Annotated in this window: 24 protein-coding genes; 16 read left to right on the forward strand and 8 right to left on the reverse strand. The window is 69.2% G+C overall.

The window, feature by feature from the left end:
• Positions 1–7: 7 nt before the first annotated feature.
• The 3 genes from ACZ7OY_RS18085 to ACZ7OY_RS18095 form a co-directional block, all read right to left on the reverse strand.
• Complete coding sequence (locus tag ACZ7OY_RS18085) at positions 8–2,233, reverse strand: hypothetical protein (RefSeq protein ID WP_471912271.1); 2,226 nt, start codon at positions 2,231–2,233, stop codon at positions 8–10.
• Positions 2,230–3,258 carry a hypothetical protein gene (locus tag ACZ7OY_RS18090; RefSeq protein ID WP_471912272.1) on the reverse strand — a complete coding sequence of 343 codons (1,029 nt, stop codon included), beginning with the start codon at positions 3,256–3,258 and terminating at the stop codon, positions 2,230–2,232. Before ACZ7OY_RS18090 ends, ACZ7OY_RS18085 begins: the two co-directional genes overlap by 4 nt.
• Positions 3,259–3,771: 513 nt before the next feature.
• Positions 3,772–4,521: a Crp/Fnr family transcriptional regulator gene (locus ACZ7OY_RS18095; protein WP_351602496.1), complete on the reverse strand. Its 750-nt coding sequence runs from the start codon at positions 4,519–4,521 to the stop codon at positions 3,772–3,774.
• A 507-nt stretch (positions 4,522–5,028) separates the two neighbouring features.
• Here ACZ7OY_RS18095 and rpsL point away from each other — a divergent pair.
• The 5 genes from rpsL to gdhA all read left to right on the forward strand — a co-directional run bounded on the left by rpsL (position 5,029) and on the right by gdhA (position 11,294).
• Positions 5,029–5,400 (forward strand): 30S ribosomal protein S12, encoded by a 372-nt coding sequence (gene rpsL / locus ACZ7OY_RS18100; protein WP_003948652.1) that lies wholly within the window; start codon positions 5,029–5,031, stop codon positions 5,398–5,400.
• 2 nt (positions 5,401–5,402) lie between these two features.
• Positions 5,403–5,873, forward strand: coding sequence for a 30S ribosomal protein S7 (rpsG, locus tag ACZ7OY_RS18105; protein WP_003992340.1), 471 nt, complete (start codon positions 5,403–5,405; stop codon positions 5,871–5,873).
• Between the two features lie 39 nt (positions 5,874–5,912).
• Positions 5,913–8,039 (forward strand): elongation factor G, encoded by a 2,127-nt coding sequence (gene fusA, locus ACZ7OY_RS18110; protein WP_152887985.1) that lies wholly within the window; start codon positions 5,913–5,915, stop codon positions 8,037–8,039.
• 154 nt (positions 8,040–8,193) lie between these two features.
• Positions 8,194–9,387 (forward strand): elongation factor Tu, encoded by a 1,194-nt coding sequence (gene tuf / locus ACZ7OY_RS18115; RefSeq protein ID WP_162468597.1) that lies wholly within the window; start codon positions 8,194–8,196, stop codon positions 9,385–9,387.
• Between the two features lie 551 nt (positions 9,388–9,938).
• The gene (gene gdhA / locus ACZ7OY_RS18120) at positions 9,939–11,294 is read left to right on the forward strand and encodes an NADP-specific glutamate dehydrogenase (RefSeq protein ID WP_471912273.1); all 1,356 of its coding nucleotides are present in this window, start codon (positions 9,939–9,941) and stop codon (positions 11,292–11,294) included.
• Positions 11,295–11,374: 80 nt separating this feature from the next.
• Here gdhA and ACZ7OY_RS18125 read toward each other — a convergent pair whose 3' ends face one another.
• The 3 genes from ACZ7OY_RS18125 to ACZ7OY_RS18135 form a co-directional block, all read right to left on the reverse strand.
• Positions 11,375–11,971, reverse strand: a complete 597-nt coding sequence (locus tag ACZ7OY_RS18125) for a Uma2 family endonuclease (protein ID WP_471912274.1) — start codon at positions 11,969–11,971, stop codon at positions 11,375–11,377.
• Positions 11,972–12,019: 48 nt separating this feature from the next.
• Positions 12,020–12,889 (reverse strand): helix-turn-helix domain-containing protein, encoded by an 870-nt coding sequence (locus ACZ7OY_RS18130; RefSeq protein ID WP_471912275.1) that lies wholly within the window; start codon positions 12,887–12,889, stop codon positions 12,020–12,022.
• A gap of 178 nt (positions 12,890–13,067) precedes the next feature.
• Entirely contained in the window at positions 13,068–13,616 is a 549-nt protein-coding gene (locus ACZ7OY_RS18135) for an ATP-binding protein (RefSeq protein ID WP_471912276.1), read from the reverse strand.
• A gap of 139 nt (positions 13,617–13,755) precedes the next feature.
• On the opposite strand from ACZ7OY_RS18135, the gene ACZ7OY_RS18140 reads away from it, so the two are divergent.
• Positions 13,756–14,604, forward strand: coding sequence for a helix-turn-helix domain-containing protein (locus ACZ7OY_RS18140; protein WP_471912277.1), 849 nt, complete (start codon positions 13,756–13,758; stop codon positions 14,602–14,604).
• Between the two features lie 5 nt (positions 14,605–14,609).
• Positions 14,610–14,810 (forward strand): DUF397 domain-containing protein, encoded by a 201-nt coding sequence (locus ACZ7OY_RS18145; protein WP_471912278.1) that lies wholly within the window; start codon positions 14,610–14,612, stop codon positions 14,808–14,810.
• 5 nt (positions 14,811–14,815) lie between these two features.
• On the opposite strand, the gene ACZ7OY_RS18150 is transcribed toward ACZ7OY_RS18145, so the two are convergent.
• A complete protein-coding gene (locus ACZ7OY_RS18150; RefSeq protein ID WP_471912279.1) occupies positions 14,816–15,814 on the reverse strand; it encodes a hypothetical protein in 999 nt (332 codons plus the stop codon).
• Positions 15,807–16,412, reverse strand: a complete 606-nt coding sequence (locus tag ACZ7OY_RS18155; RefSeq protein WP_471912280.1) for an RNA polymerase sigma factor — start codon at positions 16,410–16,412, stop codon at positions 15,807–15,809. The genes ACZ7OY_RS18150 and ACZ7OY_RS18155 overlap by 8 nt, the downstream gene beginning before the upstream one ends.
• Before the next feature lie 196 nt (positions 16,413–16,608).
• Here ACZ7OY_RS18155 and ACZ7OY_RS18160 point away from each other — a divergent pair, with 196 nt between their 5' ends.
• The 9 genes from ACZ7OY_RS18160 (at position 16,609) to rpsC (ending at position 22,327) form a co-directional block, all read left to right on the forward strand.
• Complete coding sequence (locus tag ACZ7OY_RS18160; RefSeq protein WP_471912281.1) at positions 16,609–17,475, forward strand: hypothetical protein; 867 nt, start codon at positions 16,609–16,611, stop codon at positions 17,473–17,475.
• Between the two features lie 411 nt (positions 17,476–17,886).
• Complete coding sequence (gene rpsJ / locus ACZ7OY_RS18165) at positions 17,887–18,195, forward strand: 30S ribosomal protein S10 (RefSeq protein WP_003948644.1); 309 nt, start codon at positions 17,887–17,889, stop codon at positions 18,193–18,195.
• 17 nt (positions 18,196–18,212) lie between these two features.
• Complete coding sequence (gene rplC, locus ACZ7OY_RS18170; RefSeq protein WP_020135811.1) at positions 18,213–18,857, forward strand: 50S ribosomal protein L3; 645 nt, start codon at positions 18,213–18,215, stop codon at positions 18,855–18,857.
• A gap of 8 nt (positions 18,858–18,865) precedes the next feature.
• Positions 18,866–19,519 carry a 50S ribosomal protein L4 gene (rplD, locus tag ACZ7OY_RS18175; RefSeq protein ID WP_471912282.1) on the forward strand — a complete coding sequence of 218 codons (654 nt, stop codon included), beginning with the start codon at positions 18,866–18,868 and terminating at the stop codon, positions 19,517–19,519.
• A complete protein-coding gene (gene rplW, locus ACZ7OY_RS18180) occupies positions 19,519–19,938 on the forward strand; it encodes a 50S ribosomal protein L23 (RefSeq protein WP_152888000.1) in 420 nt (139 codons plus the stop codon). The genes rplD and rplW overlap by 1 nt, the downstream gene beginning before the upstream one ends.
• Before the next feature lie 38 nt (positions 19,939–19,976).
• Positions 19,977–20,813: a 50S ribosomal protein L2 gene (gene rplB / locus ACZ7OY_RS18185; protein WP_030039757.1), complete on the forward strand. Its 837-nt coding sequence runs from the start codon at positions 19,977–19,979 to the stop codon at positions 20,811–20,813.
• Positions 20,814–20,825: 12 nt separating this feature from the next.
• Positions 20,826–21,107, forward strand: coding sequence for a 30S ribosomal protein S19 (rpsS, locus tag ACZ7OY_RS18190; protein WP_005481224.1), 282 nt, complete (start codon positions 20,826–20,828; stop codon positions 21,105–21,107).
• Between the two features lie 42 nt (positions 21,108–21,149).
• A complete protein-coding gene (gene rplV, locus ACZ7OY_RS18195) occupies positions 21,150–21,497 on the forward strand; it encodes a 50S ribosomal protein L22 (protein WP_019329637.1) in 348 nt (115 codons plus the stop codon).
• Positions 21,497–22,327: a 30S ribosomal protein S3 gene (gene rpsC / locus ACZ7OY_RS18200; RefSeq protein WP_152888002.1), complete on the forward strand. Its 831-nt coding sequence runs from the start codon at positions 21,497–21,499 to the stop codon at positions 22,325–22,327. Before rplV ends, rpsC begins: the two co-directional genes overlap by 1 nt.
• Positions 22,328–22,329: the final 2 nt, after the last annotated feature.

Raw genomic sequence — 22,329 nt, forward strand, 5'->3', positions numbered from 1 at the left:
ACGTGGGTCAGCGGGTCGGAAGCGTGGTGAGCAGGCGGGCCGCCACCGGGGGCGGGGGGTTGCCGTCCTCGCCGGGCATGGTGCGCAGCAGATGGCTCAGCCGCTGGTGTTCGGCGGGCGTGGTGACGAGCGTCGGGAGCAGGGCGGCCAGCGCCCATTCGGTGGCGGTGGCCCGGTCGGCGATCAGGACCCAGTCGCGCAGGACGTCGAGCGCGTGCCGGGTGGCGCGCGGGTCGGCCAGTGCGGCGCGCCAGAGGTGGGGGATGCCGCGGGCCGCGGTGTTGCCCTCGGGCACCGCGCGGGCGTACCAGGCGAGGACCAGTGGAGTGCCGTACCGTTCGTCGTCCTCCGTACGGCGGCAGGCGTTGACGAATCCGGCGAGTGCGAGGTCGTGCACGGCGCGGTCGCGGTCGAGGTGCTCGCGCAGCTCCGCGAGCACCTGGTCGCTGGCGGGGGAGAGCAGCAACAGCTCGACGGCTTCGGCGAGCTCGCCGGCCATCGCCTCGTCGAGGTCGTCGGGGCCGTCGTCGTAGAGCCGCCGTACCGCCCCGCGCAGGGCGGCCATGGCCTCCGCGGGGCGCTCCGGGCCGATCAGTCCGTACGAGCGCACGGCCACCCAGCGCAGCCGGGCGTCGTCGCCCTCGCACCAGGCGTCGAGGATGCGCGGGATGTTGGGCGTGCCGATGAGGTGGGCGAAGGTCAGCGAGTTGACCGCGACCAGCCGTTGGCGGAACCGCTGCGAGGTCGCCCACGGCTCGATGACCAGCGCCATCGCCGAGGGCAGGTCGGTACGGGCCAGGATCGCGACGGTGGAGGCGGCGCGGGTGCGCACCAGCGGGCGGCCGTCGTCGGCGAGCTGGCGCAGCCACTTGATGAGGGCGGGCCGGGCGGACGGGTGGCCGGTCCACAGCTCGCGCAGCAGCACCAGCGAGGCCCGTTCGTCACGGAACCTGGCCTTCTGCTGGAGGACCAGCCCCCATTCGGTGTGCTCGTCGTCCTCGAACCGCTCCGCGCGGGCCAGCCGCAGACGCTTGCCGATATGGGTGCCGAAGACGGGTACCTCGGGGACCCGGGCGGGGTTCTCGGTCTCCTGGAGGAAGCGGTACAGCAGGTCGCTCAGTTCGGCGGTGAGGGCGTACGGGCCGCCGTCGAAGGCGGCCAGCGCGACCAGGAACGCCTTGTCGCGCAGGTGGATCGCGCTCTCGTCCTCCTCGAACCACTCCTGGACCTGGTGTTCCAGGGAGAGCAGCGAGAACTGGGCGACGTCGTCCTCGGTGACCCGCCCGGCCGCGTGGCCGGTCAGCAGTTGGGCGAAGACGGCCACCTCGCGCAGCTGGTGGCCGCGCTCCAGGAACTCCGTCACGGCCGGCAGGTCGAGGAGCTTGGTGGCGGTCTCCTGGGCGGGTCCTGCGTCCAGGTGGGCGCGGAGCACGTCGGCCGCGGCGGGCGGTCGCCACTCCACGGCGGGCACGTCCTCCAGGACGGCGGTGGGGCCGACGGTGACGACCAGATAGGCGTTCCGCTCGGCGAGCCGGTCCTTCGCGGCGAGCAGGTGCGGTTCGCGCAGCGGGCGGTCGCGGCGGGTGGCGAGGTCGCACAGGACATAGCCCTGGGCCTGGTCCTCGGTGCCGAACTGCTCGGCGAGGGAGCTCGGTCCGGTGTCGCTTACTAGGGCGCGGACGGGGGCGGCGGCGAGCCGGCGCAGCAGCATCAGGGCGGCCGTGCGGCGGCCGGTGAAGCGGGGGCCGGACAGGACGAGCACCCGGTCGCGGCGCAGGCGTTCGAGCAGGTCGGCCATGACCTCCTCGTCGGCGGCGAAGGTGGCGGCCAGGCGGTCGAGCGTGGTCCGCGGGATCTCGCCGGAGGCGGAGGCGGGCGCGGAGTAACCCGCTATCGCGTAGTGGATCTCCGTCTTGGTGCCCATGATGACGTCGCCGGTGACCCGGCCGCCGCTGACGCCGTGCTGGTTCCCGCCGACCAGGCTGCCGCCGAAGGACGGCGAGCCGCCGTTGAAGTTCATGGTCCGGGGGCTGTGGTCGATCAGGTCGCGCCGGGCCGACCAGGCGTTCTGCGGCTGCTCGCGCTCCTCGGCGGCGGGCGCGGCGGTTGCGGGGGCGGCCGGCTGGGCCTCGTCGGCGGCCGGCTCGGCAGGCTTCGGTTCCGGGGCGGCGGCCGCGCCGCCGGCGGGGGCCGCGGTGGGTCTGGAGCTGTCCGGTTCGGGCCGGCCGTTCATGCGCCTTCTCCCCGCTCGTGACCGAGCTCGTGACCGCGCTCGTGGGTGCCGAGGTGTACGTCGCCGGTGACCTGGCCGCCGCTGACGCCGTGCTGGTCACCGGCGACCAGGCTGCCGCCGAAGGAGGGCGAGCCGCCGTTGAAGTTGAAGACGGCGCCCGGCGCCGGGGCTCCCCGTGTTCCGTCCGGCGCCGGGCGCTCCTTGCGGGTGCCCTGCGCGGGGACCCGTTCCTCGGGGGTGCCCTGCGCGGGGACCCGTTCCTCGGGCGTGGCCTGGGCGGGGACGCGTTCCTCGGGCGTGGCCTGGGCGGGGACGCGTTCCTCGGGCGTGGCCTGGGCGGGGACGCGTTCCTCGGGCGTGGCCTGGGCGGGGACGTGCGGCGCCGGGCGGTCCCCCGATCCGCCCGGCGCCTCCCCCGCCCCCGTACCACCGTGGTCCTGGCCGGTCGCCCCTTCGGGCACCGGTCCGTGCAGCCACGCCTTCAGCGGGCCGTTCTTGCTCGCCACCGTCACCGGATGGAAGTCGGCGGCCGGGATGCCGGGGTGGTCATGGCGTACGACACCGGAGTGCAGGGCGTCCGAGACGCACAGGGCGAAGTCGTCGGTGCGCTCGCGCAGCGCGGCCCGCAGCACGTCCGCGTCCAGCAGCCGGCAGGCGTGGTTGAGGTCGCTGCCGACCCAGCCGGCGTGCCGGTCGACGGCGACCCAGCCGGTGGCGAGGACACCGCGCAGCCGGATCTGCGCGGAGCTGGACGCCATGCGGTTGACCGTCCGCAGCTGCGCCGGGACCTCCGTGAGCAGGGCCCGCAGCAGTGGCGTGACCGGGGCGCCAGCGTCGATCAGCTCCATCACCGAGTCCCCGCGGTCGGCCCGCAGCCGACGGGTCTCGTCGATGCCCGCGCTCTCCAGCGTGCGGTCGGCGATGTCGTAGAGCATGCGCCGTAGATAGGCCTGCTCCACGTCGTCCCGATGGCTGAACCTCTCGATGTCCAGCAGCAGGATCGTGCGGTTCACAGGGTCGGTCATGGTCGCCTCTCGGGGGGTGTGCCGTGCAGAGCAGCAGCGTGGTGGCGACGAGGCTCGGGCGGTGAGGGCGGATGACCCATTCGGAGTGTGACCGTGTGCACAGAAGGACACCCGAGTCAGGTGGGACACCATCGGCCGAACACGTCCGCCTGCCCACCGACCTGCCCACCTGTGCGGCGCCCGGGCCTGCCTGCGCGGCGCCCCGGGTCCGCCTGTGCGGCGCCCTAGGTCTGCTGCCTGGCAGCCCTGGCTCGCCCGCGAGGCAGCCCGAGGCCGCCTGCGCGGTCGCCTGGAGGTGCGCCTGCGCGGACTGCTGCATGTGCCGATGCCGTGTGCCGATGCGCGACCGCGCAGGCGCCAGTGCCTGCACTGCGTCCCCGCCCGCGCTCGGGCGCGCCCGCTCGGCCGCCTCAGGCGCGCCCGCTCGGCCGCCTCGGGCTTGCCCGGCCAGGCCGCCCCCGGGGCGAGGCCCGTTCCTTCCTCCGCCGACCCCCGCCCGAGCGCGGGCTCCGTTCATTCCTCCGAAGGCCCCGGTGGCGTCGGGATGCCCGCCGCCGGGCCCGTCGCCGCGATGCGCCGCAGGATGTCCGGCCGCATGATCAGCATGGTGCGGCGGCCCGTGGCCACGGCCCCCTTGTCCCGCAGCTCCCGCAGCAGGCGCTGCACCATCTCCCGGGACGCCCCCACCGAGCCGGCCAGCTCCTGCTTGCTGAGCGGCACGGCCAGTTCGACGCCCTCGGGGGTGCGGCGGCCGTGGGTGCGGGCCAGGTCCAGCAGCAGGACGGCGAAGCGTTCCCGCACGCTCATCGAGGCGAACTCCAGCCGGCGCCGGTCCGCCGCGCGGGTGCGGTCCGCGGTGAGGCCGAGGAGGGCGAAGGAGACGGCGGGGGAGCGGCCGAGGAAGTCCTTGAAGCGGTCGCGCTCGACCGCCACCGCCCGTACGGGCTCCAGCGCGGTGACCGTCGCCGATCGTGAGCGCCCGGTCAGCGCGGCCGACTCGCCGACGATGTCGCCGGGGCCGCGCAGTGCCAGCAGGGCCTCGTAGCCGTTGGCGGCCGAGGCGGTGACCTTGGTCCAGCCGTGGACGAGGAAGAGGACGTGCGAGGAGGGCTCGTGCTGGCGGACCAGGACCATGCGGGGCGTGAAGTCCAGCGAGCGGCCCAGGGCCAGCAGCCCCGAGCGGTCCTCGCTCTCCAGCCGGGCCAGGAACGGCACCCGGTCGTCCAGCCCGCCGTCGTCCGGCGAATACGCAGGTGTCCACATTGTCATGCTCAGCCCCCGATTTCCCGCAACGACGGATCAACGTACTGAAAGCGCAAGATCGCGGAGCGTGAAAGGGCGCGAATCGGCCATTTCCGGATGGGGGCTTCCGGCCGCTCCGGTCGCGGCGGACCGCGCCGGTCCGTATCGTGGATCGGTGCGGCGATCGGCGCGGGTCTGTCGCGCGCGGACGGTTTCGTGCCGGGAACCGCTGATTCGAAGATCGCGGACGGGGTTGCGGCTTCGGCTTGAATCGTGTGGGCCTACCGGTCCTGCCCATTTGTTTTGACCACAGCGAATGAGGTAGGTACGCTCAGACCTTGTGCCTGGGGTGTGCCCTGGCCCTCGTGCGTGCCTTGAAACCGCACACGGGGCCTGTCAACGGCCACCGCGATCTGCGCCCTTTTCGCCTCGCGGCGAAGATCTGCCGGATTCGACACACCCGACCGCGTGGGTCGGCGAATGTTCCAGGTTAGCTTCACCATTCGGCACACAGAAACCGGAGAAGTAGTGCCTACGATCCAGCAGCTGGTCCGGAAGGGCCGGCAGGACAAGGTCGAGAAGAACAAGACGCCCGCACTCGAGGGTTCGCCCCAGCGTCGTGGCGTCTGCACGCGTGTGTTCACGACCACCCCGAAGAAGCCGAACTCGGCCCTGCGTAAGGTCGCGCGTGTGCGTCTGACCAGCGGCATCGAGGTCACCGCTTACATTCCGGGTGAGGGACACAACCTGCAGGAGCACTCCATCGTGCTCGTGCGCGGCGGCCGTGTGAAGGACCTGCCTGGTGTTCGTTACAAGATCATCCGCGGTTCGCTTGACACCCAGGGTGTCAAGAACCGCAAGCAGGCCCGCAGCCGCTACGGCGCCAAGAAGGAGAAGTAAGAATGCCTCGTAAGGGCCCCGCCCCGAAGCGCCCGGTCATCATCGACCCGGTCTACGGTTCTCCTCTTGTCACGTCGCTGATCAACAAGGTGCTGCTGAACGGCAAGCGCTCCACCGCCGAGCGCATCGTCTACGGCGCCATGGAGGGTCTGCGTGAGAAGACGGGCAACGACCCGATCATCACGCTGAAGCGCGCGCTTGAGAACATCAAGCCGACCCTCGAGGTCAAGTCCCGCCGTGTCGGTGGTGCGACCTACCAGGTCCCGATCGAGGTCAAGCCCGGTCGCGCCAACACCCTCGCGCTGCGCTGGCTCGTCGGTTACTCGCGCGCCCGTCGCGAGAAGACCATGACCGAGCGCCTCCTCAACGAGCTTCTCGACGCCTCGAACGGCCTCGGTGCGGCCGTGAAGAAGCGCGAGGACACCCACAAGATGGCCGAGTCCAACAAGGCCTTCGCGCACTACCGCTGGTAGTCGCAGACCCCATCGAGACCGAGAGAAGACTGAAGCCTTATGGCTACCACTTCACTTGACCTGGCCAAGGTCCGCAACATCGGGATCATGGCCCACATCGACGCGGGCAAGACGACCACCACTGAGCGGATCCTCTTCTACACCGGCGTCAGCTACAAGATCGGTGAGGTCCACGACGGCGCTGCCACCATGGACTGGATGGAGCAGGAGCAGGAGCGTGGCATCACGATCACCTCTGCTGCCACCACCTGTCACTGGCCGCTCGAGGACAACGACTACACGATCAACATCATCGACACCCCCGGGCACGTCGACTTCACGGTCGAGGTGGAGCGTTCGCTCCGCGTCCTCGACGGTGCCGTCACGGTGTTCGACGGTGTCGCCGGTGTCGAGCCGCAGTCCGAGACGGTGTGGCGTCAGGCCGACCGTTACGGCGTGCCGCGCATCTGCTTCGTGAACAAGCTGGACCGCACCGGCGCCGAGTTCCACCGCTGCGTGGACATGATCAAGGACCGCCTCGGCGCCGTCCCGATCATCATGCAGCTGCCGATCGGCGCCGAGATGGACTTCAAGGGCGTTGTGGACCTGGTCCGCATGAAGGCGCTCGTGTGGTCCGCCGAGGCGGCGAAGGGCGAGATGTACGACGTCGTCGACATCCCGGCCACGCACGCCGAGGCTGCCGAGGAGTACCGCGGCAAGCTGGTCGAGACCGTCGCGGAGCACGACGACGAGATCATGGAGCTGTTCCTGGAGGGCCAGGAGCCCACCGAGGAGCAGCTGTACGCCGCGATCCGCCGCGTCACCATCGCGTCCGGCAAGTCCAAGGACGTCACGGTCACCCCGGTGTTCTGTGGCACCGCGTTCAAGAACAAGGGCGTTCAGCCCCTGCTCGACGCGGTCGTCCGCTACCTGCCGACCCCGCTCGACGTCGAGGCCATCGAGGGTCACGACGTCAAGGACGCCGACGTCGTCGTCAAGCGCAAGCCGTCGGACGACGAGCCGCTGTCCGCGCTCGCCTTCAAGATCATGAGCGACCCTCACCTGGGCAAGCTCACCTTCGTCCGGATCTACTCCGGTCGTCTGGAGTCCGGCACCGCGGTGCTGAACTCGGTCAAGGGCAAGAAGGAGCGCATCGGCAAGATCTACCGCATGCACGCGAACAAGCGTGAGGAGATCGAGTCGGTGGGCGCCGGTGACATCGTCGCCGTCATGGGCCTGAAGCAGACCACCACCGGTGAGACGCTGTCCGACGACAAGAACCCGGTCATCCTGGAGTCCATGGACTTCCCGGCGCCGGTCATTCAGGTCGCCATCGAGCCCAAGTCCAAGGGTGACCAGGAGAAGCTGGGTGTCGCCATCCAGCGTCTCGCGGAGGAGGACCCCTCCTTCCAGGTTCACTCGGACGAGGAGACCGGCCAGACCATCATCGGTGGTATGGGCGAGCTGCACCTCGAGGTGCTGGTCGACCGTATGCGCCGTGAGTTCAAGGTCGAGGCCAACGTCGGCAAGCCGCAGGTCGCGTACCGCGAGACGATCCGCAAGGCCGTCGAGCGACTGGACTACACCCACAAGAAGCAGACCGGTGGTACCGGTCAGTTCGCCAAGGTGCAGATCGCGATCGAGCCCATCGAGGGCGGCGACGCCTCGTACGAGTTCGTGAACAAGGTGACCGGTGGTCGTATCCCGAAGGAGTACATCCCTTCGGTCGACGCCGGTGCGCAGGAGGCCATGCAGTTCGGCATCCTGGCCGGCTACGAGATGACTGGCGTCCGCGTCATCCTCATCGACGGTGGCTACCACGAGGTCGACTCCTCCGAGCTCGCGTTCAAGATCGCCGGTTCGCAGGCCTTCAAGGAGGCCGCGCGCAAGGCGTCCCCCGTGCTCCTTGAGCCGATGATGGCCGTCGAGGTCACCACGCCCGAGGACTACATGGGTGAGGTCATCGGCGACATCAACTCCCGCCGTGGTCAGATCCAGGCCATGGAGGAGCGCATGGGCGCCCGGATCGTCAAGGGTCTGGTGCCGCTCTCGGAGATGTTCGGCTACGTCGGCGACCTCCGCAGCAAGACCTCGGGTCGCGCAAGCTACTCGATGCAGTTCGACTCCTACGCCGAGGTTCCGCGGAACGTCGCCGAGGAGATCATCGCGAAGGCCAAGGGCGAGTAACGCACTCCGTTCACACGCTTTAGGCTTGACTCCTGAGCCTCACGGGTCATTCCTCCGCATTCGCGGGGGGATGACCCGGGGCCCGGGCTTACCAGCAAAGATCACCTGGCGCCGATGAGTAAGGCGTACAGAACCACTCCGTAGGAGGATCCCAGTGGCGAAGGCGAAGTTCGAGCGGACTAAGCCGCACGTCAACATCGGCACCATCGGTCACATCGACCACGGTAAGACGACCCTCACGGCCGCCATTACCAAGGTGCTGCACGACAAGTACCCGGACCTGAACGAGGCCTCGGCCTTCGACCAGATCGACAAGGCTCCCGAAGAGCGCCAGCGCGGTATCACCATCTCCATCGCGCACGTCGAGTACCAGACTGAGGCGCGTCACTACGCCCACGTCGACTGCCCGGGTCACGCGGACTACATCAAGAACATGATCACCGGTGCTGCCCAGATGGACGGCGCCATCCTCGTGGTCGCCGCCACCGACGGCCCGATGCCGCAGACCAAGGAGCACGTGCTCCTGGCCCGCCAGGTCGGCGTTCCGTACATCGTCGTCGCCCTGAACAAGGCCGACATGGTGGACGACGAGGAGATCCTGGAGCTCGTCGAGCTCGAGGTCCGTGAGCTCCTCTCCGAGTACGAGTTCCCGGGCGACGAGCTTCCCGTCGTCAAGGTCTCGGCGCTCAAGGCCCTCGAGGGCGACGCCGAGTGGGGCCAGACCGTTCTGGACCTCATGGACGCCGTCGACGCCTCCATCCCGGAGCCCGAGCGTGACGTCGACAAGCCGTTCCTCATGCCCATCGAGGACGTCTTCACGATCACCGGTCGCGGTACGGTCGTCACCGGCCGTATCGAGCGTGGTGTCCTGAAGGTCAACGAGACCGTCGACATCATCGGCATCAAGACCGAGAAGACCACCACCACGGTCACCGGTATCGAGATGTTCCGCAAGCTGCTCGACGAGGGCCAGGCCGGTGAGAACGTCGGTCTGCTCCTCCGTGGCATCAAGCGCGAGGACGTCGAGCGCGGCCAGGTCATCATCAAGCCGGGCTCGGTCACCCCGCACACCGAGTTCGAGGCGCAGGCCTACATCCTGTCCAAGGACGAGGGTGGCCGCCACACGCCGTTCTTCAACAACTACCGTCCGCAGTTCTACTTCCGTACGACGGACGTGACGGGCGTTGTGACCCTCCCCGAGGGCACCGAGATGGTCATGCCGGGTGACAACACCGAGATGTCGGTGCAGCTCATCCAGCCCATCGCCATGGAAGAGGGCCTGAAGTTCGCCATCCGTGAGGGTGGCCGGACGGTCGGCGCCGGCCAGGTCATCAAGATCACGAAGTGATTTTGTGCCTGACTCGGTAGCTACAGCCTGAGCTGAGCTCCAGAAGGGGCCCGTACGACTTCGGTCGTACGGGCCCTTTCGCATGCCCGGGAACGGCAGCCCGGGGCGCGTCGCGGCTCTGGAACGCCCCGGATTGGCTAGGATTGGGCCGGATTGGCACGGATCGGCCCACTCTCTGGAGCCCTCCGTCTCGGCGGGCGGACAAGTCCGTATACGGAGACCGGCCGGAGTTACCGTGTACGGACGATCCCCGCAGGTGAAGTGCCCTTCTGCCGTCGCGTATGCGGAATCACGTAACGCAGACGAAATTCAGGAGTAACACTGTGGGGGCGGTCTTCCGCCCTCGGGCGGGGGATCCATAGGTCTGCGCACCGGCAACGGCGCCGAGCGCACGCACCCCCGCCGGTCGTACCGGATTGCCGGGGTTCCAGGCGCCCGCCCCTGCCCGGGTGCGCCCTGGCCCCTATGCCGATGCCGCCGGAAACCGGAAACCCACCCGGTCGGACCAGCCCGGTCCGCCGCTTCGGCCATTCCCTCAGAAGGGACCCCAGGTGACCCGTCCTGACCCGAAGAGCCGTATCGCGTCCTTGCTCGCCGACATCGAGCACCGCAATCCGGCGCAGCCCGAGTTCCACCAGGCCGCACACGAGGTGCTCGAAACCTTGGCCCCGGTCCTCTCGCAGCGCCCGGAGTACGCGGACGCGGCTCTCGTCGAGCGCCTGGTGGAGCCCGAGCGGCAGATCATCTTCCGTGTTCCGTGGACGGACGACCACGGCAAGGTCCACGTCAACCGGGGCTACCGGGTGGAGTTCAACAGCGCGCTCGGCCCGTACAAGGGCGGTCTGCGCTTCCACCCGTCGGTGAACCTGGGCATCGTGAAGTTCCTCGGCTTCGAGCAGATCTTCAAGAACGCCCTGACCGGTCTCGGCATCGGCGGCGGCAAGGGCGGCAGCGACTTCGACCCGCACGGGAGGTCGAACGCCGAAGTCATGCGGTTCTGCCAGTCGTTCATGACGGAGCTGTACCGGCACATCGGTGAGCACACGGACGTGCCGGCGGGCGACATCGGCGTGGGCGGCCGCGAGATCGGCTACATGTTCGGCCAGTACCGGCGCATCACCAACCGCTGGGAGGCCGGTGTCCTCACCGGCAAGGGCACGCACTGGGGCGGCTCGCTGATCCGGCCCGAGGCGACCGGTTACGGCAGCGTCCTGTTCGCCGCCGCCATGCTGCGCGAGCGCGGCGAGGACCTGGAGGGCCGCACCGCGGTCGTCTCCGGCTCCGGCAACGTCGCGATCTACACCGTCGAGAAGCTCACCGCGCTCGGCGCCAACCCGGTGACCTGCTCCGACTCGACCGGCTACGTCGTCGACGACAAGGGCATCGACGTCGAACTGCTCAAGCAGGTCAAGGAGGTCGAGCGCGGCCGGGTCTCCGACTACGCGGCGCGGCGCGGCGCGTCGGCGCGGTTCGTCGCGAACGGCAGCGTCTGGGACGTGCCCGGCGATGTCGCGCTGCCCTCGGCCACCCAGAACGAGCTGGACGCGGCCGCGGCGGCCACCCTGATCGGCAACGGCGTCAAGGCCGTCTCCGAGGGCGCCAACATGCCCACCACCCCCGAGGCCGTGCACCTCTTCCAGCAGGCGGGCGTCGCCTTCGGCCCCGGCAAGGCGGCCAACGCCGGCGGTGTCGCGGTCAGCGCGCTGGAGATGAGCCAGAACCACGCCCGTACCTCGTGGTCGCGGGAGCGGGTCGAGGACGAGCTGACCGGCATCATGAACAACATCCACGATGTCTGCCACGAGACCGCCGAACGCTACGGCGTCCCCGGCGACTACGTCAGCGGCGCGAACATCGCCGGCTTCGAGCGCGTCGCCGACGCGATGCTGGAGCAGGGTGTGATCTGACCGGGCGACTCCGGTCCGAGCCGAGCCTCACAGGGGTCCGTACGGTGTCGTCCGTACGGGCCCCTTCGCCGTGTCCGGGTTCAGACGTCCGGGTAGAGCGGCAGGTTCGCCGTGGAGATCGTCCAGTCGGCGATCGTCACGTCCTCGCCGTAGACGAAGTCCTTACGGGTCGCGTAACGGGGGCCGTCCGGGGTGGCGTGGATGTCGGTGAGGACGGCACCGGTGCCGGTGCGCGGGTCGAAGATCGCGTAGACGGGGACACCCATCAGGGGATAGTCGCGTGCCTTGCTCACCCAGTCGTTGTCCGGGTTGGAGCGGGAGACGACCTCGATGGCGGCGATGAGCGTACGCGGATCGAAGCTTCCCGGGACCTCCATGTCGGTCAGCGCGATCACCATCACGTCGGGTCGCCGCATGATGCCCTCGGGTGCGTCCTCGACATCCGGCTCGCCCGTGTGGGCCACGTTCTCGTCCGGCATCACCTTTTCGAGGCGCTTCCGCAGATGCAGGGTGGTCAGCTCGTGCGGGCCGACGGGCGCCATCATGTCGTGGACGATTCCTTCTTTGGTGACCTCGAACTTGCCGGGCAGGGTGTCGTCCATGGCCTGAACGAAGTCGCGCATGGCCCGGTACCGGTGGGTGCTTCCCTGCTGCGCGTCGTCCGGGGCGATGGTCATGGCGCTCGCTCCTCGTCTGTGCCCGGGGCAAGGATCGTCACGTTCATGCTAGGCGGCCTCCGGGGGATCGGATCGGCAGTCGCGGCACAGTCCGGGCTCGGCCGTGCGGATCCCTCTGTCGCAGCCGTCGCAGTTCCGGAGCGGATGCCGGACGACCGGTGGCGGCGAGGGGGCACGGAACGGCGGCGGGGGCGGTAGCTGGGCGGCCAGACGGTGGGCCAGGAGGGCGGCCGGGCGGTGCAGGTCTTCGGGAGGCAGGTCCCTGGTCAGGGCGTGGCGTACGGCGGTGGGGGTGAGGTCGCGCTCCAGCCAGGCGACGACACCTGGGGCGAGGTGTTCGGCGTCGGTGGCGGAGAGCAGGAGGCGGGGATCCGTGCGGCGCAGGCTCGCGAGGAGGTCGATGGCTGTCCGGAGGAGAGCGGGGGAGGGGATCGCCGGCTTCGGGACGGCCGGGAGCGCCTTGCGGGGCGGGCGTTCGGCCGGGGCCGGGCGCCGGGCGGGCGGTCTGGGGGCCGCGGCGGTGTCTGCCGTGCCGTGGTGTCCGGGGCGGTTGCAGGAGACCGTGCGGGTGACGATCCGGCCGTCGGGCGAGCGTTCGCGTGTGCGGCGCAGATAGCCGTGGGTCTCCAGCTCGCGCAGGGCGGTGGCGATCCGGGTGGCGCCTTCGGGGAAGCGGGCGGCGAGGGTCTTGATGTCGACGAGGGCGCCGGTGGGGAGGGACTGGATGTACACGCCCAGCCCGATGGCGAGTCCGGACAACTCAGGGTGCTGGGCGAGGTGGTTGCCGACCACCGTGAAGTGGCTGGTGTGGCGGACGTTGTCGTGGACGACGCCGGAATGAGGGCGCCCGTGAGGGTGGTTTTTGCCCGAGTTACGGGACCGGGAGCGCGTGGGCGCGCTAGGGTTTTCGGTGTCCATCAGGAAGGGCCTAACTTCCTCGGTGGTCAGGCCCTCGCACTGGGATCGCTAGTCCCGGCGGGGGCCGTCACATTTTCTGCCGCAGGTCCGTCGCTGCTTGTGGATGCCTGCGGTCGTGATCTGTCGCGCTGAGCGTAGGGCAGGCAACCCCTCTCAAATCCAGCCCAGTTGGGCATATTCACTCGCGGGAGTGAGCGCGTGCCGTGGGCGGGAGGGGTGGGGCTTGGTGCGGTTTCTTTCTCCCCGGTGGTTCTTGGAAAAGACCGCAGGCCGCACCGGAGCACGGTCCGTCGTGCTCCGGTTTCCCGAGCCTCAGTTCGGCCCAGACGGTCTTGCGCGGGGCGGGGCCCGGTGTCACGCCCCAGCGGTCCGCGAACGCGTCCACGAGGAGTAGGCCGCGGCCCGACTCGACGCCGGGTTCCGTCTGGGCGACCCGGGGGAGACGGTCACCCACGGTGTCCGTCACCTCGACGCGGAGGGTGTCGCCGACGACGTACAGCGTGAGCCGGAAGTTGCGTCCCGGTACACGGCCGTGCGTCGCCGCGTTGTTCGAGAGCTCCGCGATGACCTGGTCGGCCGGGCTCAACGACAGCTCCCAGGAGCGCAGTTGCTCGGTGGCGAGCAGCCTGGCCAGACGGGCACCGCGTGGCGTGGGGGACAGCAGCACGCTGAAGTTGCGGACGGGTTCGACGCGTTGGGCCTGCGGCCCGGCGGTTTCCTGATTCACGTCACTCAGCGTGTCCGACCCTGCCTACCGTGAGCTGCGATGACGCCTGTGCGTACAGGGACTGTCCGGTCGCTGTCCTGATCTGTCCCGGCTGTCCCGGGTGTCGTACGGGAACCGTGGGCGTTGGAGGTGGGTGGGTATGAGCAGCGAGAGCGCGGACGAGCCGGGGTGGGACGTCAGCCCGGAGGACGAGATCGCCCCCGTGGTCGAGGCGACCGGCCGCCAGATCAGGCTCTGGCGGGAGGCGGCCGGGATGCGGGTGGTCGAGTTCGGGCGGGCCATCGGTTACGGGGAGGACCTGGTCCGGAAGGTGGAGCGCGGGGCGCGGATCCCCCGGGCGGACTTCCTGGACCGCGCGGACGACGTCCTGAACGCCGGCGGACGCCTCAGGGCCTTCAAGGAGGACATGGAGAAGGCCCGGTACCCGAAGAAGGTGCGCGAACTGAAGATGCTGGAGGAGCGGGCGGTCGAGCTGCTGCTTTACAGCAACCACAACATCCATGGGTTGTTGCAGACGCCCGAGTACGCTCGCGCGCTGCTCGGGACGTGGCGACCGGCCTACTCGCTGGACGACTTGGAGCGGATGGTTGCCGCGAGGGTGGCCAGGAAATCCGTCTTCGATCGGTCCCCGGCCCCGGAGTTCAGCTTCGTCCAGGAAGAGGTGACATTGCGCCGACCCGTCGGGGGCACAATGGTGCTGCGCCGACAGCTCGAACACATGCTGGACGTAGCCCAGTTGCCGTATGTGGAGTTCCAGGTGATGCCGACGAGTCGCGCCAATCACCCGGGCACGGGTGGGCGGATTCAGGTCCTGAAGTTCGGAGACGGTACTGCCGTCGGCCGCACGGACGATGAGTTCGCCGGGCGTCCCGTCTCCGACCCACGGCATATCCGGGTTCTGGAACTGCGATACGGCATCATCCGGGCCCAGGCGCTTACGCCGGGGGAGTCAATGGCCTTCATCGAGCAAGCGCTGGGAGAAACGTGATCCACATGAGCTCCGCCGAGATCGCCTCGGACCTTGTTTGGTTCAAGAGCAGCTACAGCGACAGCAGCAACGGAAACGACTGCGTCGAGATAGCCCCCACCCCCACCAAGATCCACGTCCGCGACTCCAAGAACCCGGGCGGTGCCCGTCTGGAGATGGCCCCCAAGGCCTGGACGGCGTTCGTCGGCTTTGCCGCCCAGGCCTGATTCCTTCAGCCGCGTTCGCCCGCCTTGTCCACGACGACGGTACGGAGACGGGTGGCCATGCCGACGACCGCGCCCTTCGGGACGAACGGGTCGCCGGCGGCCTTGCTGCCCGCGTAGTAGTCCAGTCCGGCCACCCAGCGGACACCTCGGAACGCGAAGGTCTCCGGGTCGAGCAGTACCTGCCTGCTGTTGCGCTCCCACGCGTAGTCGCGGAAGTTGCCGTCCACGCCGAACGCCAGGACCTTGCGCCCCGCGCCGTCGGTCGTGCTGACGGGCTCGATGGCTCCGGCGAGTCCGGTGAGGACGCGGTGGATCGTGCGGGCCTTGTCGGCGGGGACGGTCGTGGCTCCGCAGAGAACGTCGACGACGTGGTCGAAGTCGCGCTGGGCCTGGGTCTGCCTTTTCTTGTAGACGTAGAGGTCGAGGGGGGACCGCTCGAGGATCAGCCGCAGCGCGGCGTCGGGGTCGTCGGGCAGGTCCGCCAGCAACGCGTCGTCGGCCTTGGGCGACAGGAGGCTACCGGTGGGGCGGTCATGTACGTCCACGGCGGCACCGTTCGAGCCCACGAAGGCCTGCTTCCGGCCGTCGTAGCGGTTCCACTCCTCTCCGTTGTGGGACCTGACCGGATTCGTTGCACACGGATCCCCTTGGGGGTCCAGATAGAGCTCGGCGACCTCGCTGCACCCCGGCCCGATCACGTCCGTCTTGCACTCGGCGTACCGGTACTCCACGTACACCCACCGGCCTGGACCGATCGGGGCCGTCGGCTTGACGGGTGCCGTGTGCTCCCCCCGCAGCGTCAGCGTGGAGAGCAGGGCCGCGGCCACCACCGCGGCGACCGCGCCGAGCGCCCTGAGCTGCCAGCTGCCGTGGCTGCGCCGGGGGCGGGCGATCTCGTCCAGGAGCCGCTGGCGGGCCGGGGTGAGCCGGGCGTGGTCGGGTACGGGAGCGTCGTCGCGCAGCCGTCGTACCGCTGTCATCTCCTCCATCGCCGGTTCAGCCATGGCCGATCACCTCCCGGGTGTCGTGTGCGAACGTGGGGTCCACGTCACCGAGGGCCAGGCGGACCTTGCGGCGGGCCCGGTTGAGGCGGGAGCGCACCGTGCCGACCGGGATGGACAGTGCCTCGGCGACTTCCTGGTAGCCGAGGTCGGCCCAGGCGATCAGCAGCAGGACGTCCCGGTCGCCCCGGGAGAGACCGGCGAGCGCGCCGGCCAGCCGGCTCTGCGCGGCCTCGGCGGTGACGCGGCTGTCGCTGCGGTCGGTCCAGGAGTCGGCCACGGGGTCGTGTCCCGTGCGGGCCAGGGCCTTGAGTGCCCGTACCTCGGTGCGGCGCTGCTTGCCGATGAGGTTGGCGGCGATCCCGTACAGCCAGGGGCGGGCGCTGGCGCGCGAGACGTCGTAGCGCCCGCGGGTGCGGAACGCGGCCAGGAAGGTCTCGGCGGTGATGTCCTCGGCCGCGTCCTCGCCGAGCCGGCGGGCCGCGTACCGGTGGATCACCGCCGCGTGCCGGTGGTAGAGCTCCCCGAACGCCTCGGGCCGGGTCAGGGAGTCGGCGATGACGGAGGCGTCCTCGTCACGTCTGCCAGGGGGGCTGTTCACGCGGTCTCCGTGTCTGCCGTCGGTCGGATACGCCCGTTGTTACCCGCAGCCCTCGGACGGGTTCACGGCGGCCGGCCCGACAGCCGGCGGTCCGTCCCGACCGGCGCGCCAACTGCCCTCTGTCCCGGGCGCGTTCGGTGTGCCTACCATGAACGGAAGCGACAGTGGCGTGGCTCGGCTGTAGGTAGGGGGGACCGTGCTGGGCGAGGCACTCGTGGCTCTCATCACCACTGCGGGAACGGTGTGGGTGGCCTATGTGTCGCTCCAGGCGGGCGCGCGGCGGGCGAGCAGACGCTACAGCGAACCGCTGATGACTCTGGCAGCCGCCTGGGGGCGTAGCCGGGGTGTGGCCGAAGCCGCGGTCGAGAGCTGCGCCCGTGCACTGGAGGAGCGGCGCGGGGTGACCTCCGGGAGCGCCCTGACGGCAGCCCGACGGGTGGCGCTGTTCGACGAGGAGACGCAGCAGAGCCGACAGCTGCTCGATGCGCTGAACGGGGAGTCCGCCCTGGGGGGTGACGGGCTGAACTGGGAGTGCTCCGTGTACCGGGATGCCGTGAAGGACTTCCGCAAGGTGCTGCGTGAGCTCGGTGAGCGGATCGACACCGTGGGCCCCGAGCCGCCGAGGCCTTCCGAGATCGGTGTCGGCAGGTATCTCCCGGGTCTGCAAGCGGCGCTGTCGGCGTTCGATGCGGCGTTCGAACGGTGTCTGAGCGGTTTTCTCCAGAGCAAGGAGGGTCTGCTGCTCTACCGGGTCAGGCGCAGGCTCCGCAGGCAGGCGATAGAGCGCTACAAGTTGTCACGGCACAGCGGCAGAGGCGCCTTCGCCCACCTCGACCCGCCCGAATCCGCTGGTCAGTCCGCGCAGGGCAACGGCAGCCGGCCCGACGGCGCCGAGCCACCGCCCTGCGGTTACTGCATCTGGCGCTGCCCGCACGCACCGGGCCAGGCGGTCGCTCTCGGCGACCGGACGACCGCGGGCCCGGCAGGCACTCTCGGCGACCGCGCGACCGCAGTCCCGGCCGGGATGTCGCAGATCCCCGCCGCCGACTCGGCCCGTGTTTGACCTGCGTCACTTCGGGGGTATTCTCTCCGGCTCGATTGGCCAGGTGCCTGTCGCTTATGGCAGACTGTCGGAGTTGCTCGGTCGAGTGCCGATGCTGCGCGCCTCCCGTCGGGAGGACTGGAAGCGAGTCCCACAGTACTCGTCGCCCAATCTGTCGTGAGGCAGCGCTGGGGCGGACGTACGGGAATCTTCCGGGAAGTGTCAGCGGGGTGCGGACCAGGCGCCCGGTGGGTGTCTACATCCCCGGTCCTGCGGTTGCTTTCGGGCGGAGCCGCGTCCCTGGTAGGGAAATCCGTAATGGACATCCCTGTCGGCAGGAGCGCGACACACCCGACCGCGTGGGTCGGAGGTCAGGACGCGAACCCTCGGGTGCCAGAGCGTTATATCGAGACAAAGGACTACTGAGTAGCCATGGCGGGACAGAAGATCCGCATCCGGCTCAAGGCCTACGACCACGAGGTCATCGACTCCTCGGCGAAGAAGATCGTCGAGACGGTGACCCGCACTGGTGCGTCGGTCGCGGGCCCGGTGCCGCTGCCCACTGAGAAGAACGTGTACTGCGTCATCAAGTCGCCGCACAAGTACAAGGACTCTCGCGAGCACTTCGAGATGCGCACGCACAAGCGCCTCATCGACATCCTCGACCCCACGCCCAAGACCGTTGACTCTCTGATGCGACTCGACCTCCCGGCCGGTGTCGACATCGAGATCAAGCTCTAGGGATCGGTGATCTGAGAATGGCTAAGCAGATCAAGGGCATCCTGGGCGAGAAGCTCGGCATGACGCAGGTGTGGGACGAGAACAACCGTGTTGTTCCGGTCACCGTCGTCAAGGCCGGCCCCAACGTCGTCACCCAGGTCCGCACGAACGACGTCGACGGCTACGAGTCCGTCCAGATCGCGTTCGGCGAGATCGACCCGCGCAAGGTGAACAAGCCCCTCAAGGGCCACTTCGCGAAGGCCGACGTCACCCCCCGTCGCCACCTCGTCGAGATCCGTACCGCTGACGCCAGCGAGTACACCCTCGGCCAGGAGATCACCGCTGAGGTGTTCGAGGCCGGCATCAAGGTGGACGTGACCGGCAAGAGCAAGGGCAAGGGCTTCGCCGGTGTCATGAAGCGTCACAACTTCAAGGGCCTCGGCGCCGGTCACGGCACCCAGCGCAAGCACCGCTCCCCCGGTTCCATCGGTGGCTGCGCCACCCCGGGCCGTGTGTTCAAGGGCCTCCGCATGGCGGGCCGCATGGGCAACGAGCGGGTCACCACCCAGAACCTGACCGTCCACGCCGTTGACGCGGAGAAGGGTCTGCTGCTCATCAAGGGCGCGGTTCCCGGTCCGAACGGCGGCCTCGTCCTGGTCCGCACCGCGGCCAAGGGGGCCTGAGGTAACCGATGAGCACTGTTGACATCCTGTCGCCTGCCGGCGACAAGGCCGGTACGGTCGAGCTCCCCGCGGAGATCTTCGACGTGGAGAAGATCAGCATCCCGCTGATCCACCAGGTCGTCGTCGCGCAGCTGGCCGCTGCCCGCCAGGGCACCCACAAGACCAAGACGCGTGGCGAGGTCCGCGGCGGTGGCAAGAAGCCTTACCGCCAGAAGGGCACCGGTCGCGCCCGTCAGGGCTCGACCCGCGCGCCGCAGTTCGCCGGTGGTGGCGTCGTGCACGGTCCCGTGCCGCGCGACTACTCGCAGCGCACCCCCAAGAAGATGAAGGCCGCGGCCCTGCGCCACGCCCTCACCGACCGGGCGCGCCACAACCGCATCCACGTCGTTTCCGGCGTGGTCGACGGCGACATCTCCACCAAGGCCGCGAAGACGCTGCTCGGCAAGATCTCGGAGCGCAAGAACCTGCTCCTGGTCGCCGAGCGCACCGACGAGGCCGCGTGGCTGTCCGCCCGCAACCTGCCCCAGGTCCACATCCTGGAGCCGGGCCAGCTGAACACGTACGACGTTCTCGTCTCGGACGACGTGGTCTTCACCCAGGCCGCGTTCGAGTCCTTCGTGTCTGGCCCCAAGGCCGCTGACACCGAAGGGAGCGAAGCCTGATGGCTACGCGTCACCCGAGCATCGCCTCGAAGGCCGCCAAGGCCGCCAAGGCCGCGCGCGTCGCCAAGGCGAAGCGCCACGCCACCGAGGGCAAGAACACCGTCGAGACGCCGCTGAGCAAGTCCTTCACGGACCCCCGTGACGTGCTCCTCAAGCCGGTCGTCTCGGAGAAGAGCTACGCGCTGCTCGACGAGGGCAAGTACACCTTCGTCGTGGCGCCGGGCTCCAACAAGACCCAGATCAAGGAGGCCGTCCAGGCGGTCTTCTCGGTCAAGGTCACCGGGGTCAACACGATCAACCGCCAGGGCAAGCGCAAGCGCACCAAGAGCGGTTTCGGCAAGCGTGCCGACACCAAGCGCGCGATCGTGACCCTCGCCGAGGGCGACCGTATCGACATCTTCGGCGGTCCGACCGCGTAAGCGGGTCGGATCGTCCGATATCGGACGAGGACTGAGAAATGGGAATCCGCAAGTACAAGCCGACTACGCCGGGCCGTCGTGGCTCCAGCGTTGCCGACTTCGTCGAGGTCACGCGGTCCACGCCGGAGAAGTCGCTGGTCCGCCCGCTGCACAGCAAGGGCGGCCGTAACAACGCCGGTCGTGTGACCGTTCGCCACCAGGGTGGCGGACACAAGCGCGCCTACCGTGTGATCGACTTCCGTCGTCACGACAAGGACGGCGTGCCGGCGAAGGTCGCGCACATCGAGTACGACCCCAACCGCACCGCGCGCATCGCGCTGCTGCACTACGCGGACGGCGAGAAGCGCTACATCCTCGCCCCGCGCAACCTGCAGCAGGGTGACCGCGTCGAGAACGGTCCTGGGGCCGACATCAAGCCGGGCAACAACCTGGCGCTCCGCAACATCCCGGTCGGTACCACGATCCACGCGATCGAGATCCGTCCCGGTGGCGGCGCCAAGTTCGCCCGCTCCGCCGGTGCCTCGGTGCAGCTGCTCGCGAAGGAGGGCACCATGGCCCACCTCCGCATGCCCTCCGGTGAGATCCGCCTGGTCGACCAGCGCTGCCGCGCCACGGTCGGCGAGGTCGGCAACGCCGAGCAGAGCAACATCAACTGGGGCAAGGCCGGCCGCAAGCGCTGGCTGGGCGTCCGCCCGACCGTTCGCGGTGTGGCGATGAACCCGGTTGACCACCCGCACGGTGGTGGTGAAGGCAAGACCTCCGGTGGTCGTCACCCGGTCTCGCCGTGGGGTCAGAAGGAGGGTCGTACTCGTTCGCCGAAGAAGGCTTCGAACAAGTACATCGTCCGCCGCCGCAAGACGAACAAGAAGCGCTAGGAGCGGGTTTAGATGCCGCGCAGTCTCAAGAAGGGGCCCTTCGTCGACGACCACCTGATCAAGAAGGTGGACGTACAGAACGAAGCCGGCACCAAGAACGTCATCAAGACCTGGTCCCGTCGCTCGATGATCATCCCGGCCATGCTCGGCCACACGATCGCGGTGCACAACGGCAAGACCCACATCCCGGTGTTTGTCACCGAGTCGATGGTCGGCCACAAGCTCGGCGAGTTCTCGCCGACGCGCACCTTCCGGGGTCACGTCAAGGACGACCGGAAGTCGAAGCGCCGCTAGTAGCGGGGTGGATTGACCATGACAGACACTGGAAGGACAACCATGGAAGCCAGGGCCCAGGCGCGGTACATCCGCGTCACGCCCATGAAGGCCCGCCGCGTGGTGGACCTTATCCGTGGCATGGATGCCACGGAGGCTCAGGCGGTCCTGCGTTTCGCCCCGCAGGCCGCGAGCGTGCCGGTCGGCAAGGTGCTGGACAGCGCCATTGCCAACGCCGCGCACAACTACGACCACACTGACGCCGACAGCCTCTACATCTCCGAGGCGTACGTCGACGAGGGCCCGACCCTGAAGCGGTTCCGTCCGCGTGCCCAGGGCCGTGCCTACCGGATCCGCAAGCGGACCAGCCACATCACCGTGGTCGTCAGCAGCAAGGAAGGAACCCGGTAATGGGCCAGAAGGTAAACCCGCACGGGTTCCGGCTCGGTGTCACGACCGACTTCAAGTCGCGTTGGTACGCCGACAAGCTGTACAAGGACTACGTCAAGGAAGACGTCGCCATCCGTCGGATGATGACGTCCGGCATGGAGCGCGCCGGCATCTCGAAGGTTGAGATCGAGCGCACCCGTGACCGCGTGCGTGTGGACATCCACACCGCTCGTCCGGGCATCGTCATCGGCCGCCGTGGCGCCGAGGCCGACCGCATCCGCGGTGACCTCGAGAAGCTCACGGGCAAGCAGGTCCAGCTGAACATCCTCGAGGTCAAGAACCCCGAGACCGACGCTCAGCTGGTTGCCCAGGCCGTCGCCGAGCAGCTCTCCTCCCGCGTCTCCTTCCGTCGGGCCATGCGCAAGAGCATGCAGTCCGCCATGAAGGCCGGCGCCAAGGGCATCAAGATCCAGTGCGGTGGCCGCCTCGGTGGCGCCGAGATGTCCCGCTCGGAGTTCTACCGCGAGGGCCGTGTGCCCCTGCACACGCTCCGCGCGAACGTGGACTACGGCTTCTTCGAGGCCAAGACGACCTTCGGCCGTATCGGTGTGAAGGTCTGGATCTACAAGGGCGACGTCAAGAACATCGCCGAGGTCCGCGCCGAGAACGCTGCTGCCCGCGCGGGCAACCGCCCGGCCCGTGGCGGCGCTGACCGCCCGGCCGGCCGTGGTGGCCGCGGTGGCGAGCGTGGCGGTCGCGGTCGTAAGCCGCAGACGGCTCCGGCTGCCGAGGCCCCCAAGGCCGACGCTCCCGCCGCCGCTCCGGCTGAGAGCACCGGAACGGAGGCCTGACC

The organism is Streptomyces sp. NPDC107559 (genome assembly GCF_055657365.1).